Source organism: Mesorhizobium sp. A623 (genome assembly GCF_054489405.1).
Map to the genome: position 1 here is coordinate 1 of NZ_JBTMXB010000011.1, position 15,372 is coordinate 15,372.

General features: G+C 55.6%; 15 protein-coding genes. 5 read left to right on the forward strand and 10 right to left on the reverse strand.

The window, feature by feature from the left end; all coding sequences use genetic code 11:
* Together ACX3P1_RS13120 and ACX3P1_RS13125 are read left to right on the forward strand one after the other, a co-directional pair.
* A partial coding sequence (locus ACX3P1_RS13120; protein WP_459080022.1) for an MFS transporter occupies positions 1-1,172 on the forward strand: 1,172 nt, incomplete at its 5' end.
* Positions 1,173-1,304: 132 nt separating this feature from the next.
* On the forward strand, positions 1,305-2,462 hold the full coding sequence (locus tag ACX3P1_RS13125; RefSeq protein ID WP_459080023.1) for a mechanosensitive ion channel family protein: 1,158 nt from the start codon (positions 1,305-1,307) through the stop codon (positions 2,460-2,462).
* A gap of 272 nt (positions 2,463-2,734) precedes the next feature.
* On the opposite strand, the gene ACX3P1_RS13130 is transcribed toward ACX3P1_RS13125, so the two are convergent.
* The 5 genes from ACX3P1_RS13130 to ACX3P1_RS13150 form a co-directional block, all read right to left on the reverse strand.
* Complete coding sequence (locus ACX3P1_RS13130; RefSeq protein WP_459080024.1) at positions 2,735-4,789, reverse strand: ABC transporter ATP-binding protein; 2,055 nt, start codon at positions 4,787-4,789, stop codon at positions 2,735-2,737.
* A 3-nt stretch (positions 4,790-4,792) separates the two neighbouring features.
* Positions 4,793-5,614, reverse strand: coding sequence for an ABC transporter permease (locus tag ACX3P1_RS13135; RefSeq protein ID WP_459080025.1), 822 nt, complete (start codon positions 5,612-5,614; stop codon positions 4,793-4,795).
* Between the two features lie 68 nt (positions 5,615-5,682).
* Positions 5,683-6,636 (reverse strand): ABC transporter permease, encoded by a 954-nt coding sequence (locus ACX3P1_RS13140; protein ID WP_459080026.1) that lies wholly within the window; start codon positions 6,634-6,636, stop codon positions 5,683-5,685.
* A complete protein-coding gene (locus ACX3P1_RS13145) occupies positions 6,633-7,292 on the reverse strand; it encodes a dimethylsulfonioproprionate lyase family protein (protein ID WP_459080027.1) in 660 nt (219 codons plus the stop codon). Before ACX3P1_RS13145 ends, ACX3P1_RS13140 begins: the two co-directional genes overlap by 4 nt.
* 73 nt (positions 7,293-7,365) lie before the next feature.
* A complete protein-coding gene (locus ACX3P1_RS13150; RefSeq protein ID WP_459080028.1) occupies positions 7,366-8,895 on the reverse strand; it encodes an ABC transporter substrate-binding protein in 1,530 nt (509 codons plus the stop codon).
* Between the two features lie 106 nt (positions 8,896-9,001).
* On the opposite strand from ACX3P1_RS13150, the gene ACX3P1_RS13155 reads away from it, so the two are divergent.
* The gene (locus ACX3P1_RS13155; protein ID WP_459080029.1) at positions 9,002-9,877 is read left to right on the forward strand and encodes a LysR substrate-binding domain-containing protein; all 876 of its coding nucleotides are present in this window, start codon (positions 9,002-9,004) and stop codon (positions 9,875-9,877) included.
* 245 nt (positions 9,878-10,122) lie between these two features.
* Complete coding sequence (locus tag ACX3P1_RS13160) at positions 10,123-11,535, forward strand: hypothetical protein (protein ID WP_459080030.1); 1,413 nt, start codon at positions 10,123-10,125, stop codon at positions 11,533-11,535.
* On the opposite strand, the gene ACX3P1_RS13165 is transcribed toward ACX3P1_RS13160, so the two are convergent.
* The 5 genes from ACX3P1_RS13165 to ACX3P1_RS13185 form a co-directional block, all read right to left on the reverse strand.
* Positions 11,532-11,936 (reverse strand): hypothetical protein, encoded by a 405-nt coding sequence (locus tag ACX3P1_RS13165; RefSeq protein ID WP_459080031.1) that lies wholly within the window; start codon positions 11,934-11,936, stop codon positions 11,532-11,534. The genes ACX3P1_RS13160 and ACX3P1_RS13165 overlap by 4 nt on opposite strands.
* Before the next feature lie 4 nt (positions 11,937-11,940).
* Positions 11,941-12,519: a hypothetical protein gene (locus ACX3P1_RS13170; RefSeq protein WP_459080032.1), complete on the reverse strand. Its 579-nt coding sequence runs from the start codon at positions 12,517-12,519 to the stop codon at positions 11,941-11,943.
* A 234-nt stretch (positions 12,520-12,753) separates the two neighbouring features.
* Positions 12,754-13,008 carry a hypothetical protein gene (locus ACX3P1_RS13175; protein WP_459080033.1) on the reverse strand — a complete coding sequence of 85 codons (255 nt, stop codon included), beginning with the start codon at positions 13,006-13,008 and terminating at the stop codon, positions 12,754-12,756.
* 11 nt (positions 13,009-13,019) lie between these two features.
* Complete coding sequence (locus ACX3P1_RS13180) at positions 13,020-13,901, reverse strand: hypothetical protein (protein WP_459080034.1); 882 nt, start codon at positions 13,899-13,901, stop codon at positions 13,020-13,022.
* Positions 13,898-14,827: a recombinase family protein gene (locus tag ACX3P1_RS13185; protein ID WP_459080035.1), complete on the reverse strand. Its 930-nt coding sequence runs from the start codon at positions 14,825-14,827 to the stop codon at positions 13,898-13,900. The genes ACX3P1_RS13180 and ACX3P1_RS13185 overlap by 4 nt, the downstream gene beginning before the upstream one ends.
* On the opposite strand from ACX3P1_RS13185, the gene ACX3P1_RS13190 reads away from it, so the two are divergent.
* Positions 14,811-15,239: a hypothetical protein gene (locus ACX3P1_RS13190; protein WP_459080036.1), complete on the forward strand. Its 429-nt coding sequence runs from the start codon at positions 14,811-14,813 to the stop codon at positions 15,237-15,239. The two genes, ACX3P1_RS13185 and ACX3P1_RS13190, sit on opposite strands and share 17 nt — an antisense overlap.
* Positions 15,240-15,372 lie beyond the last annotated feature (133 nt).

Sequence of the window (15,372 nt, forward strand, 5' to 3'; positions counted from 1 at the left end):
TTTCGTCTTTCGGGCAGACGTTTTTCATCGGCCTGTCGGGCAACGAATTGCGTGAAACATTTCACCTGTCCGGCGGTGCATTCGGCGGCATCTACATGCTTGCCACCCTCGCTAGTGCCGCAACCCTGCCGTGGCTCGGACGGACGCTCGATCTGATGCCCGGCTGGAAAGTGGTCCGCTTCACCATGCCGGGGCTCGCACTTGCCTGTGTCTTGTTAGCGCTTGCTCCCAATGTCCTCGTCCTGACGCTCGCACTTTATTTGTTGCGTCTCTTCGGCCAAGGCATGATGACGGAAATAGCCTTCACCGAGATCGGCCGCTGGTTCGTTGCCAACCGCGGTCGCGCGATGGCCCTGATCGCACCCGGGCAACAGGTCGGTTCCGCCATACTGCCCGCCATCGTTGTGCTGATCGTCGGGACGACGGGTAACTGGCGCATGGGCTGGTATATTTCAGCGGCCGCAGTTCTGTTTGTCGGCCTGCCCGCGATCATGGGGCTGATGCGGGTGGAACGCGAGCCACAATCCAAGGACGCCAACGTCGCGACGCTGCGCACGGCACGCGACTGGACGCGTGGCGAGGTGGTACGGGATCCCATTCTGTATCTGCTGCTCGTTGGCACACTCGCGCCCGCATTCATTGTCACTGTCATCTTTTTCCACCAGGGGTATCTAATCGAACTCCGCGGTTACGACCCCTTGGCCTTTGCCACTTCCTTTGCGGTGATGTCGGTGACCACGATCGTTTTCGGATTCGTGTGCGGCTATCTCGTCGACCGGTTCGGCGCTCTCAGGTTGTTGCCCTTTTTCCTCCTGCCTCTTGCCGTCGCATCCCTAGCCGTCGGGCTGATCACGCCGATTTGGGGGCTCTACGTTTTCATGCTCCTCGTCGGGGTCAGCAATGGATTCACGTCCACCCTTTTGGGTGCTCTTTGGCCGGAGGTCTACGGCGTCGCAAATCTCGGCGGCATCCGGGCAATCACTGTTTCGGCTATGGTCCTGGCAAGTGCCGTCGGTCCGGGCGTTACCGGAGTGCTGATCGATGTGGGCATAACGTTGCCTACACAGATGGTATGGATGGCTGCCTGGTGCATCGGAATCTGTTTCGTGCTGGCGTATGCTGCCCAGCAGATACGACAGCGTGAAGTCGTGCCCCGGCCATGCCAGGCATGATCGGCGAGCACGAGAAGCTCACAAACTTCCTGATATCCATTATTTGACCTAATCCGTCAGCCAACCTTGACCCTCGCGATTCGATGTTCCAGTCATGCCACGTAGGAAAACTGGCAACGAGATGACCACGATATGAATTTTACAGACGTACAGGCATGGTTCTCGGTTCATTATGTCCTTTGGACAAATATAGCTTTCGCCTTTCTGATCATTCTCGGCGTGCTGATACTCAATCGAATCATAAAGCAGGTGCTCGGATCATTCATTCGTCGCGCCGAAGCCACACACAATATTTGGCGAACCGCCGTTCTGAAATCCCTGAATTCTCCCGTTCACGGTGTCGTCTGGATCATCGGCCTCACCCTGGCGGTTGGCTTCCTCACCCGTAACGGCAGCTTCAGCCTCCTCTCGGGAGTCTTTGCCCCAACCCGCGATGTCGCCGTCATTGTGGTCGTCGTCTGGTTCCTCTTGCAGGCCGTAGCGCGGATCGAGATCGGCCTTCAGGAGAGTTCACGCGCCAAGGGCCAGGAAATCGATCCGACGGCCGCTGACGCAATCGGCAAGCTGGTACGGGCCGCAATCATCATTACGGCAATCCTGGTTGGTATGCAGACCCTTGGCTTTTCCATCTCGGGCATCCTCGCTTTCGGCGGAATTGGCGGCATCGCAATCGGTTTCGCTGCCCAAGGTCTCGTGGCCAATCTCTTCGGCGGCCTGACCATTTATGCCAGTCGCCCCTTCAAAGTCGGAGAATGGATCATCATGCCGGGCACCGAAGTCATGGGCGAGGTCCAGAATATCGGATGGCGAGCGACGCGCGTCATGGGTTTCGACCGAAGGCCGTTTTATGTACCCAACGCACTCTTCAACACCGCGGTCCTGATCAACCATTCACGCATGACTGCTCGACGCATCGAGGAATACGTTCACATCCGCTACCGGGATATCGACAAAGTGGGCATCATCGTTGCCGCTACCAACAAGATGCTCTCGGAGCACCCCGGTCTCCAACACGACTTCTTCGTATTTCAGATGGATTCCTACGGCGAATACGCTCTGAAGCTGTTCCTCTACGCTTTCACCACGGGCACGGACTACAACGAGTACATGTCGATCAAGGAAGACATCCTGCTGAAAATTGCCGGCATCGTTCACGAGCATGGAGCCGAACTGGCTGTCCCGACATCCACCGTTCATGTGCCGGAAGGGCTTAGCTTTCAGCGGAAGCCGAGAAACGAAGAATCCGAGCCGCTACTTCAAGGAATTTCCGAGCGTCCGCAGACGGCGTGACGAACGCCGCCGTTGCCATGGTCCAGAGGCATGCTGTCTTCAATTTCCTTTTCCGAGCTTCAGGCAGCCATTTGGTATGCTGGTTCCCCCGCCTCCCAAGGGCGTAATCGCCGTTGCGACCCAGATGCGTTCGGGAAGACTTCCAAGAGTCGCGCTTTAATGATCTCAAGATTGTCAGCGGCCTGGAACTTGGCGACGGCCGCGCGGAGTCAATTGTCGCCGAGACGGTGAAAGCGAATGCGGCCCCGGAAGAGGTCTCAGCAACTTGGGTGTCAATTCAGACCGACTGGAATTCCGCGATCGCTGACATGCTGTCCGTCCATTGGCGGTTCAACGGCCGATCCGACTGGTAACTGGGCGACCGGAATATGGCAGCGGATGAACCCAGTGGCCGTATCCTGCAGGGGTGGCGACACCTCTGCGCAGATGGCTCCAATTTGGTGAGGACAGCGGCCAGCCAGAGGACAACCCACATTCGCTTTGGATCGCGAGTTCGGCATAGAGGGCAACTTCGGAACGTAATGGTCCCTTCCGAGACTAGGGGCAGCTCGAAGAAGCATTTCAGTATATGGATGTAATTGTGAGTTAAATAGCGCGTCCGTTTTTGCCGCTTGCATTATCTCTCCATGGTAAAGAACGGCAACGCTATCAGCCAACTGCCTGACCACAGCGAGATCGTGAGAAATAAACAGCATTGCGATCGAGTGCAATTTCTTCAGTGAGGAGAGAAGTTCAACGATTTTTGCCTGAACGGACACATCGAGGGCAGAAAGGATCTCGTCGCAGATCAACAGTTTTGGGTTTACCAACAGAGCACGACAAATTGCTATTCTTTGCCGCTCGCCGCCGGACAGCTGATCAGGGAAACGATCCAGATAGCCAGCATGAAGCCCCACATTTTCCAATGCAATCTCGATGGCCTTGAGGTCCCGTTCGACCCCAAAATGATCCAGAGGCCGTTGGAGTATTCTCCGGATTCGATGTCGTGGATTGAGCGATGCATCGGGGTTTTGGAATATATACTGGATTTCTCTCAGCTGCTGACTCGTCCGGCGGCCAAGAGTTGGCTCCAGCAAATTTTCGCCCAAGCTAAGGCTGCCCGACATAGGCGAAAGCCGTCCACTGATTGCGCGGGCAATAGTTGATTTCCCGCTGCCGGATTCTCCGACCAACGCGAGGACCTCGCCAGAAGGAATCTCAAGGTTGATGTCACGCGCGACAATTGTCTGTGCCCTACCGAACAGTTTTCGCAGCCTACTGGGCCTAGCATAGGACAATGCCAGATTCGATACCGATAACAATGAGGGCGGAGAATGCCCGCGCAGACTGTGAACCTCTGAAGTTTTGAGTGGAGCCGTCGCCGTAATAGAGATATCGGTCCACCGCATACAGGCTACGGAATGCTTGTCTGCAATGGACACAAGTGCCTGTGGTGTCGAGCGACATTCCGGGCCTGCGAAATCGCAACGGGGTTCGAATTTACACCCTACTGAAATTTGATCGCTACGGAGTACACCGCGCAACCCATGGAATCCTGCTTCGCCTAGCTCGATAGTCGGAATTGATGCTATCAACCCGCGAGAATAGGGGTGAGTGGGTCGCGATAACAAAGTTGAACAATCGGCAACTTCCACAATCTGACCGGCATACATCACACCTACGCGATCGGCGATCTGCGCAAGCAGGGCGAGATCATGGGTGACGTAAAGCATTGCCATCCCGATACTATTTCTCAAATCCGACAGCAGTTGAATGATCTGGCGTTGAGTCGTGACGTCCAAGCCAGTAGTCGGCTCATCAAGAACGAGTAAATCCGGGTTGCAAGCAACGGCCATTGCAATCGTCACCCGCTGCTGCTGGCCACCCGACAATTCGTGAGGGTAGCGACGGCTGACATCGGGCAGTCCAACCATCGCGAAGAGTTCGGAGATCCGTTTGTCCATCGACAAGCCGCTTGGAAGCGCCCGGTGCCGTTTGATCATCTCTCGAATTTGCGACCCAGCGCGCATACCCGGGCTCAATGACGTCGTCGGGTTTTGTGGAACAAGCGCTATACGGTTACCGCGCATGCCTCTCAGTGATCGGGAATCAAGCTTGAGAAGATCAGTACCCTCAAACAGTACCTGACCGGTCCTTACACGACTGGTCGAGGCACCATAGGCAAGGAGGCGATAGGCTATGGTGGACTTCCCGCAGCCGGATTCTCCCACCAGTCCAAATGTCTCTCCTCGATTAATGTCAAAGGATACGTTCTCAACGACGTCGACCCACCCCCCTTTTCCTGGGTACGCTATACTTAGGTCACGAATTTCGATGAACTTCGTCATTCTTCAAGCCCCGATGACAGGACGTTCGCCCAGCGCACGCGATAATCCATCGGTAAAGAGATTGAACCCGATGACCAACGACGCCAAACAGAGGCCCGGTCCAAAAACGGTTACAGGAGAGGCGATCAGCAAATTGCGGTTCTCACTGATCATCAGACCCCATTCAGGGGTGGGGGGCCGGATGCCGAAACCCAGAAACCCTAGCGCACCGATAAGCACGGGCGCATAGCTTAGGCGCAATGAAAACTCGACAAGAAGTACGTTTGCCGTATTGGGGAGGATCTCACGCAATACGATCGACCAGATGCCCTCACCCCGCAACTGGGCAGCTGCGACATACTCCCTGGTAGCGACTTCCATCGCCGCAGCCCGTGCGATTCTGGCGGTCCGCGGGGCGTAGACAAAGGCAACCACAATGGCAATGAGCAGGGGCTGCCCGGCAAGAGCAGGCCCGGCTGCGATGATCAACACGAGCGCCAGAGCGAGAAATGGAATGCTGATCATGGCCTCGACAAGACGCTGGACGATTTCATCGAACCAACCGCCGAGGTATCCGGACAGGAGACCTAGAACCGTCCCGGCGACCATCCCCAGGACGGTGCCCGCGAATGCAAGCAGCAAAACGATGTGGGCCCCATACATGCAGCGGCTCAGGACATCCCTCCCGATTTGGTCGATGCCCATTGGATGCTGCCACGACATTCCTGAGAGCGGAATACCGGTCGCCATTTGAGCAAAGCCATAGGGGGTCCAGAATATCCCGATGAGTGCGAACAGTGCATGAGCAGCGAGGATGATCGATCCCGTTTTGAATGCACCGGGCATGGCCCGCCACCACCCAAATTGGACACGAGGAGAAGGCACCCATTTACGGGCTGATGACTTGGCAAGACTCATGATCCAGCCCTCAATCGGGGTTGAAGCAAGATCGCAGCGATATCCACTACGAGGTTGGCCGCGATGTAAACCGCCGCACTGATCATGACCGTTGCCTTGATCAGGGTAACGTCGCGTAATTGCAGCGCATCAATCAGAAGCGTGCCAAAGCCTGGATAAGAGAACACGCGTTCTACAATCACGACGCCTCCGATAAGGAACCCGAGGTTGAGGGCGGTAACGTTCAGTGCCGGAACAATCGCGTTCGGCAATGCGTGTCGCCAAAGCACTGCAGAAGGCCTCAGCCCTTTTAGCTCCGCCAAGCGTACATAGTCCGACCGCAAAACCTCAATCAGGCTGTCTCGTAAGATGCGAATTGCATAGACCGCCATAATAATCGCAAGGGTGACGGCCGGAAGAACCATAGCGCGGAGATGTTCTTGCCAACCACTCGTGTCAGAAACCGTAGCCAGGGCAGGCAGGATTGGAATAGCAACAGCGAAGACAAAAAGCAGGATGGTCGCGAGCAGGAAATCCGGGAGCGATAACAGCAACAACGTCACTACCGAGATCGCATTGTCGATCACACTACCCCGATGGGTGGCCTGGATGATTGCGGGAACGATCGCCAAAACAAGATAAATCGCAAAGGCAAACAGCGACAAAAGTAGCGTATTCACGATGCGAGGGCCAAGGACGTCAACGATCGGACGCCCCGTTGCGAGCGAAACACCCAGATCGCCGTGCAACAAGTCACGAAGCCAATGGAGATATCTGAGCAGAGCTGGCTGGTCGAGTTGAAGTTGGGAGCGAAGAATCTCGAGCGCCTTTTCGGTGGCGTCACGCCCGAGGATACGCGTTGCTACATCACCTGGGAGTGCCTCGAGTATCAGAAAAATCAGAAGCGATACAAGCAGCAGCGTAAGGACAGAGAGGGAGATCCTGGTGATGACAAATCGGAATATCCTCATCTCGACCCAACTCCTGACACGGCCGTGACCAGCCCCTTAAAAGGGGGAACAAAAACTGCATCGGTTAGAAGGTCACCCTGCCAGATGTATAAGAGTACGAGCGGCCTGTCGCCCGATAGTGTCGCATGTGGAACCCACGAGGGATGATGAATGATTTCTCCCGCGCTCCGTGAAGACCAAGGAGCATTTCCTGCTTGCCAGGACGAAGGCCCCGTAACTGTGTAATAAATCTCGTCTGCTGGGTGATGATGAAGCGGGTAGTGTGTTCCTGGTCCAAGAAGCATCAAGCCAAAAGCGATCCCCGTGTCGGCAATTAAAGGAGGCGGCTCTTTGTTCGGGCCGCAAATAATTCCATACCCATAGTTATCGCCGAAATCCGGGCTTGGTGGAGCTGCCAAATAGGCCTCGCTCCGGGTAACGTGGATTTCAAGTAAAAGGTCAGCAAGAGATTTTGCCAATGGCGAGTTATAAGACCGCAGCTCCTCTTCACAAATCGACTGAACGGGTACACGTGCCTTCGGCACTTTATTAATATTCGATAAGTCATTTTTTAGGGTACGCAGGCGATTTGCTGGTGCTCTTACGACTTCCATATCTTGTCGATCCAATTCATCGGCGAAACAGCCAAGAAATGTGGAGAGAAGCGAGAGGGTCATGCAAATAGCCTCGTATCGGTGCCAGTTGGCACCGATGGATTCGTTGCGATATAGTTCGGGGAAACTCTACGGGCTATTGATCGCAATGCAGTTGCGAATAGTCGATACGGTTCACATCGACGTTAGGCTCGTAGCCCGAGCATCCCTTACGCAAACCTGCCACGACGGACGTAAAAACGGGCAAGATCATGCCTCCTTCTTCCGCAACGATGCGCTGTGCATCGCGGTACAATTCATTGCGCTCCTGCTCGTTCAGCGTCTGGCCTGCCTTTACAACAAGCTGATCGAAATCGGCCCGCTTCCAGTGCGTTTCATTCCATTCAGATTTGCTGTTAAGCGAAAGCGTAAGGGCCTCGGCGGGCGGACGGGCGGCGGTGTAAGAGATGACGGCTGGCTTCTTGAGCCACACAGTGTCCCAGTACCCTTCCGCAGGAGACGTGATAACATTGACTTTGATACCCGCAGGGGCCGCCATCTGTGCGTAAACCTGGGCCAGAAGCAGCATCCCAGGATAAGAATCCGAGGTATACAGATCAATGCTTATTCCGTCGGGATGGCCTGCCTCCGCCAGCAGGGATTTCGCGCGCTCGGTGTCAGCAGCCATCGGGGCCGTACCTAGACCCAGCGGCGAACTGAGCGGTATTGGCGTATCACCGCCAATTTCCCCATATCCCAACAAGACGGTGTCCAAGATCATCTGACGATCCATGACAAGTTTCAATGCTTCGCGCACCCTAACGTCATCGAACGGTGGGGTATCGGTCCAGACCGCCATGTACAGAGAGGTCGCTCCAGGTGTTGAGACGAGGTCGACGGCCGGATTGTCCTTCAAGGTAATCAGGCTTGCCGGGTCAACGGTAAGAGACAGGTCGACGGTACCCGACAACAGAGCTGAAAGACGCGAAGTCGGTTCAAGGCTAGTTGTTATTTCAAGACATTCCGCCTTTGGAAGCCCGGGACGCCAGTAGTTTGGGTTGCGCCGCATAACGCGCACCGGGCCGTTTACTGTAAATTTTTCCTGCATAAACGGGCCCGTGCCGTCACCCTTGACCAATAATTCCGAGCTCTTTGCGCCATCGGGAACCATTAGCGCATATTTCGTGGCGATCAGCATTGGCAGTTCGACGACAGGCTCCTTCACCTTGAACCGCACAGTATGATCGTCAACGGCGGTGATTCCATCGGCGTCCAGGAAGGCAAGTGTTGAAAAGCCCCCGGGTGAAATCGCCGGATCCAGGAGCCTTCGATACGAATAAACGACATCGGAGGCATCGAAATCCGAGCCGTCATGGAATTTAACGCCTTTCCGGAGGTGGAATGTCCATTCTGTCGCGTCAGCGTTCGATTCCCATGACTCTGCAAGGACAGGAATGGGTTTCATGGAGTTACTGCGGTCGACGAGCGGCTCATAGACCGCTCTTATGTGATAGACACTGTCTGTACCGATCAGGCCAGCTGGGTCCATCGTCTGCTTTACGCCGTCGGACTCATAGCCGAGAACGCGAACACAGTTTTCTCCCGCAAAAGCGAGGGTTGACGGAAACAGGTATGTACATGCAGCGAGAGCGAGAGTTGAGGCTTTCAACCAACTACGTTTCATCATGTTTCCCCACCATTATTGGTTTTGAACACGAAGCAAAAATTCACTTGCTGTTGCAAACGATAAGAAGTTACGCTCACTTGAATAAATTTCATGTTGCGATGCACATATGATCCATCGAGCACTCCCACCGTTGACAGCTTTGAGAGTATTCGAGGCGGCTGCCCGTCTGCTCAGTTTCAAGGACGCGGCAAAGGAGTTGAACCTGAGCCAATCGGCTGTCAGCCACCAAATTGCGTCATTGGAGCGCTATTTGGGCACGGCTCTTTTTCGCAGACTCCCGGGCCGGGTAGAACTCAACCAGAAGGGGAGAATTTATTACCCGGTTGTGCAGGAATCCTTGGATCGCATAGCGATTACAACTGACCTCATTCGCGAGGTGCCAACCGAAGGAGCCTTGACCGTACAGGTCTACGTCACCGTCGCCGTGCGCTGGCTCATTCCAAAGCTCCCACATTTCAAGGAAGTTGCGCCTAAAGTTGCCGTCAGCCTCGATGCAAGCCTTCTGGATTGGGAATTCATCCCTGATCGCGCTGATGTCGGGTTCATCTATACGCGTACGCCCGACCGACCAAACGTAACGTACACACTCTTGCGGCGAGAGCACCTTGTAGCAGTTTGCTCGAAAGCAATTGCCGACACTGTCAAACGTCCCGAAGACCTCAGGAATATCCCAATTCTGGCTGTGTCGGGTACAGACGAAGACGCATCGATATGGGCCGAAAGCATTGGCCTCACCACGTTAACGCAGAAATCGTCGCCTCTGTTTGACAGTAATTTGTTGGCGATCGAAGCAGCAATAAACGGGCAAGGAATCGTGGTAGTGCCCAAATTTTTAGTTGATGCCGATCTTCGCAGCGGAAATCTCGTTATCCCCATTGAAACAGACGTCATGCAGCCAGGCGGATGGTACCTCACGCATTTAGCCAGACGAGGCAACGAGAAGCCCATTAAGATGTTTATCGATTGGGTTCGGTCACTGTGATCCGTTCGAACGTCTCCTCAACACGGGGCACGCTTTCGTTACAGCCGTGCTCTGCTGGCAAAGGGAAATCAAAAGTCTTCCAGTCCCTGCGGTCCATCTACCCTCGACCAAATTAGGTAGTCCCATTCATCCGTTTGGCGCTAACCGAACCGGAGTCGCGGGCCGCCGCCCCGCGCGGGTTGATTTTGGCCTCGTCTGCGGGCAGTCTTTTTCGTTCGGCGGCTGGGCATACCCAGGAGGCAGCAATGCCGGACGCTTCCGTTTTGCCCCCATTGATCCGCATGCATGCAGACCTTGGCCAAGATGCCAGACAGGATTTTGTCGTCAAAATTTTCTCACCGTCCACGCTGGTCGTCTCGATAGTCGGCGACGGTGCGGTCTTTGAAATCGAGGATTTTGTCGCCTCCAAAATGGTGCCGTCGGATGAGCCGCCGCGCCACGACTCAGCCTACGACTACGAAGATCACCATCCAGGAGGTGATGTGCACCCTGGAGGAGCCCATGCCGTCCAGTGGGTGGAGACTGGCCGTGCCAAAGCGGGAGAGCCGCTCCCCGTGCTGCCGAATCAACACGTGCAAGGCCACGTGATCGCCCGCGGTGGGGTAACCCCCGGTATGCGTACGGCAAGTCTTCATATCGAAGGCCTCGGCGACGAGCCTGTTGAAATCCCGATCCGGTTTATGGTCGGCAAGGTATCCATCACAGCGGCCGAGAACCCGGTCGTTTTGCATCAGGAACAATGGGGGGAGATCGGTCTCGTCGTGTCGCTGCCGGGTTCGCTCGACACCGAGATCACGCTGTCCGTTTCAAGCCCTGCCGACGCCATAAAATCTCGCTTCGTGGTGCCGACAGCAGGTAGCGTGACGACGTCCCTAAAGGTGCTTGTGACCAAGCATTTCTTCGAAATCGGCCCGGCACAAGTTCAAATTATCGTTGAGGGGGTGCAGGAATCCCCGCAATATCACACGCTCGATATTATCGTGCAGGCACCCTTGGTGCCTGCATCGGAAGCCGATAGGCCGTCATCAGGTTACCTGCTGCAATACGTCCGCGAGATGAACCGACCTGTGGCTGTGAGATATCTCGGCTTTCGCTGCGTGAGGGAGTCTGCTGAATTCTCCTTGGCCGACGAGCCGTATTATATTTTCGGAATTCTTCCAACCGATCTCGAAATGAAAAATAAAAAACGAACACATATCTATGATGACGTCGATGAAGGTGAAATACGGCTTGAGACAATTGAAATCTACAGCGGCCCGCCAATCGGTCTCGCTTTTTCGGTCACGGCGCTAGAGCACGATACCGGAGACCCCGATGAATATGAGAAGATCGTTGAGAAGGCAGTCGATAAAGCAGCCGAAGGTGCCGTTGATGGACTTGCACAAGTCCCCGTCGTAGGTCCTGCGCTGGCTGTTCTCGGTTCACTCGTATATATCGTCCTTGGCCCCGCGCTGATTGAATGGGTCAATGACCTTTTGGGAACGGGCGAAGATATCGTCGCCTCTACTGTTGTCACGCTCACGCCTCAGGAAATGATGCGGATCAGACGTTCTGAACCCGCCGATTTCAATGGCATCCGTGCACATTTTTCCAGGGCATTCCACCGACCGGGGGAGGGTGCATTCACGCTCTATTTTGATATCGTTCCTGCTGTCTAGCGCCGCCGGCGGCTCAGCTTGCCATAGATGATTTCCAGCCAGGCCTTCTGCTTCGGACTGATGCTGTAGCCACCTCCGAGCACCAACTTGGCCCTCATCTGCCGAACGAACGACGCCTCTCTCTCGTTCATGGCATCCGGATATCGACAGCAGAACTCGGCCATGGCAGAGCAGGTATCGAGATCACGTTCCTCGTCATCGCAATCAGCGAAATCCATTTTCCCCTGCGCCGCCGGCGGATTTGATCCGATGGCTTTCACGAGATCGTGGAAATCGCATCCTGCCGACTGCAAGGTTCTGGAGATCGCGGCCGCGGCACTGACGACTTCGCCGGGCTGATCGGATGCCAGCAGGGGGATCAGTTTCGATAGTTTGGGTGCTATACCAACGAGCGACGCCATAACATCACTTCATGACTTCGCGTTCGGGCTGCCTCGAGAACAGAAATGCGGGTGGTCCCGGACGGGCTGTCTGCGCCTTCCGTTCTTCGACCGCCTGGGCCTTGGCAGCCTCGAAGCTCTCTCGCCGATGGATTTCAAGATCGATGCGGGTCCACGTGGACTGAGGTTGGCATCTTTCGCCCTTCAGTTCCTGCCCCCGCTTCAGGTTCTCGCCGATCTCGACCGTCAACCATTTGCGGTCCATGGGATTCAGTTCTTTTTGAAGCCGCTGCTCCGTGCCGGGAACCAAATTTGACTGCGCGCTGCCGCGTACGGAAACCGCACCCCGACCCGGAACCGACAACTCGAGGTAGACCTTCCCGCCATATTCGGGCGGGTACATTTTGACTTTGCAGTCATCGAAATGCGAACTCCGATCCGGGTTGCCACCTTGCGCAAGAATGAATTCTTTAGCCTCGTCGTGCGCGTGACGAATTTGTTCACCGTCGACCTTTCCGGCCTTCCACCAGGGAAATTTGCGTTCGACCGCCTGGTTCGCGTAATCGGCAATCGTCTGGTAGCGATCTCTGTAATCCGTTGACATCGGGCACCCCCTCGCTGTTTTCGAGAGGGTAGGCGGTCGTCACGCAAGGAACCAATCCGCCGATTGGTAAGGCTCGGCCTATCCACCCCTCCCAACCTTCCAGTCAGGGTTTGCTCAACTCCCTAAGCACAAAAAACTGAAGGCGGCCTACCTTCATGGTGGACCGCCTTAATTCACAATCGTGCTGATCTCAGTCGAGGCTGGTAAAGACAGCGCTCCGTAGCTGTTGACTGATCACGCAGCCATTCGTTCCATCTTCAAGCGCATTTCACGCAGCCTTGCTGTCTTCTTCTCACGCACTTGACGTTCTGCTGTGATATATTCACGTGAAATCCTGTCGGCGCGCACGTGTCTGTTTTCCGGTTTCTCTCTCGCTACTACCTGCATGATTTTCTGTTCTCCATATTGCTTGTCTAATATGGGATTTTTATTCAGAAATTCAATGCTTTCGCGGCCAAAGGTCACCCCTGACACTTCAGACGACTTCACGGCTTCTGTGACTACTTCGCCTTCTTGCGAAGAAGTTTGTCCGCCATGATCTGCGGTACCGGAGGCTCGGGTTCAGGCTCGAAATCTCCGGTTTCGACCTCGTACTCCCAATCGTCAGGCAACGACGGCCGCGTGATGTCGATCCTGCCGACACGGATTTCTTCCTGCGCATCGATCGCCCATTTCAGATACACGCGGATCAGACCATTCAACACGAGTTCGTTCGGCGACACGGGATATCCGGCCCCAAGCCATGAATCGATCGACACCTTCTGCAGGCCAACCCGACGGGCGAGTTCCTGTCGCTGAATATTGAGCCCTCTCATTACCCACGAAAGCAGACGCTTCCGCCGCGCTCTCGGCTCTGTTGGGAGAGGCTCCCCGTCGATCACGATCGGAAAAGGGTCCTGGATCAGTCGCCGATAGTGCTGGCGGTAGGCAACATCTGTCCCCACGATGGCGTTCCGCTTGGTCTCTTTCCAGTCGCCGCCGGCGACATGGATCATAGAGATGTATCCGACACGTCCAGGAATTCGAACTCTTGCCTTGGCGTCTTCGCCAATGGCATCGATGGCCGCAAAGTGGGCTTCGAGTGCGAACGCTTTGACGAATTCTGCTTCGGACAGGGGATTCTCGGCTTCGAGTGAGCGCCCGATCTGGATTACCACGTCGACATGACGGCTGACGAGGCCCAGCACCTTGCCGATGATTTCGTCTTTCGGCCGTAGCAGGTTCCGCGCGGAATGAAGCGCCGTCATGGTGTGCAGCGGGATATCGAACACAGCCGCGATTTCGGGTACGCGCATGCCCGTGCAGGCCACGAGATCCCGTAAAATGCCCTTGCGGTTCCACATAAGTCCGGGGCCGGGCTCTGGCGGCAGGGAAAAACTCATTTCTTCTCGCGCCTGCGCTTCAACATTCTCGATATCGTGGGCTGCGAGAAGCCGCGCTCATCCTGATCGAGTTCAGGGTATTTCGTCCGCATGTGCTTTTTGACGTCTGTCTGGGACATGCCGCCGTCAATCAGTTTGAATACCTCGTTTTCCTGCCGTTTCGTCAGGATCGGAGGGCGGCCGAAAACATGGCCTCGCTTGCGCCCTTCAAGATGTCCGCCCCGCGTGCTGTCGCCCTGAACTTTCCATTCGGCGGCCGCGGAGGCCCGCAGGATGCGATAGGCCGTTTCACGGGTGCTTTTGATTTTCAAATTGTCTTCCAGCACATGAACCGATGCCCCGACGTGCAGGACCTCCTCAATCACCTTGCCGAAAGCCCCCGCATTGTAGCCGAGACGGGCAAGATCGGTGACGACCAGGACATCGCCTTCCTGCAGTCGGCCGACAACACGTTCGGGTGCGGGGTACTTGAGCCACCAATTATCGACGTCCTTCACATTGCCGACGAGCGAAAGCAGGGCAGGGCGTATTCGAGCTTTCAGGGGTTCCCTCTCCGAGACGATCTCGTTGGTGTCGGACAAGGCTTCCATCTGTGCAGCGTGGGCGTCTGTCTTCTCGAAAGGCGACAGGCAAGCGTAACCATAAATCAAGCTAGCGTCCTCGTATCCTATTACCAAGTTGTCTTGCTCATATGCATATGCTATTAAACCGTCGCGTTGTCGATCGCAAGCAGGAAGAGGATTCACAGCTTTATGAGCGAGGACTTTGACTGGGAGGCATTCGGCAAAGGCGGCTGGGCGGACGAGTATCCCGGATTGCGGGAACTTCTCGATCAGAAAGCTGCCGAGCAGAAGGAGAAACGCGATGGCAAGGAAGGGTGAACCCGATCTCACGATGATGTACGCCTCGGTGGCCGTCGGCAGCATTTTGCTTTCCAACGGCATGATGGCGGCCGCCAAAGGTCTGGGCGCGGGCATCGGTGCAGCCATCCGTGAAACCCGCAATGCCAGGCGCACCAACGACTGGAACAAGGCGGTCACCGCGAAGGCTGAGGAGGTCGACGCGCTGCTGGCTGAATACGACCAGTTCCGCAAGGACACCCTCTCGCCGTATGTACATCTGTCTCGGAATGCCGTCGAAAAGTACATGGTGTTCCGTCGGATGAAGCAGGCAGCGTATGATGGGCGTTCCCTATACGATTGCTACGATGTCCTTGCCGAACTCGTCACCCTGGTGCGGAACGAGATCGCAAATGCGAGGTCGATGGCCCGCAAGATGTCGAACGAACTCATCAAGCGGCAAGTCGCCAAGCGGATCGCTGAAGCCGTGGCGGCCTGATCCCACGCGGTGTTGCGGCAACTGAAAGGGAGGCTCGACGGCCTCCCTTGTCATTTCGGGTCGGAGGAAGTTGGGGAGTAAGTCCCGCAGCTGTTTCCCGGGAGGAACGACAACGGGGAAATCGCCCGGGTCA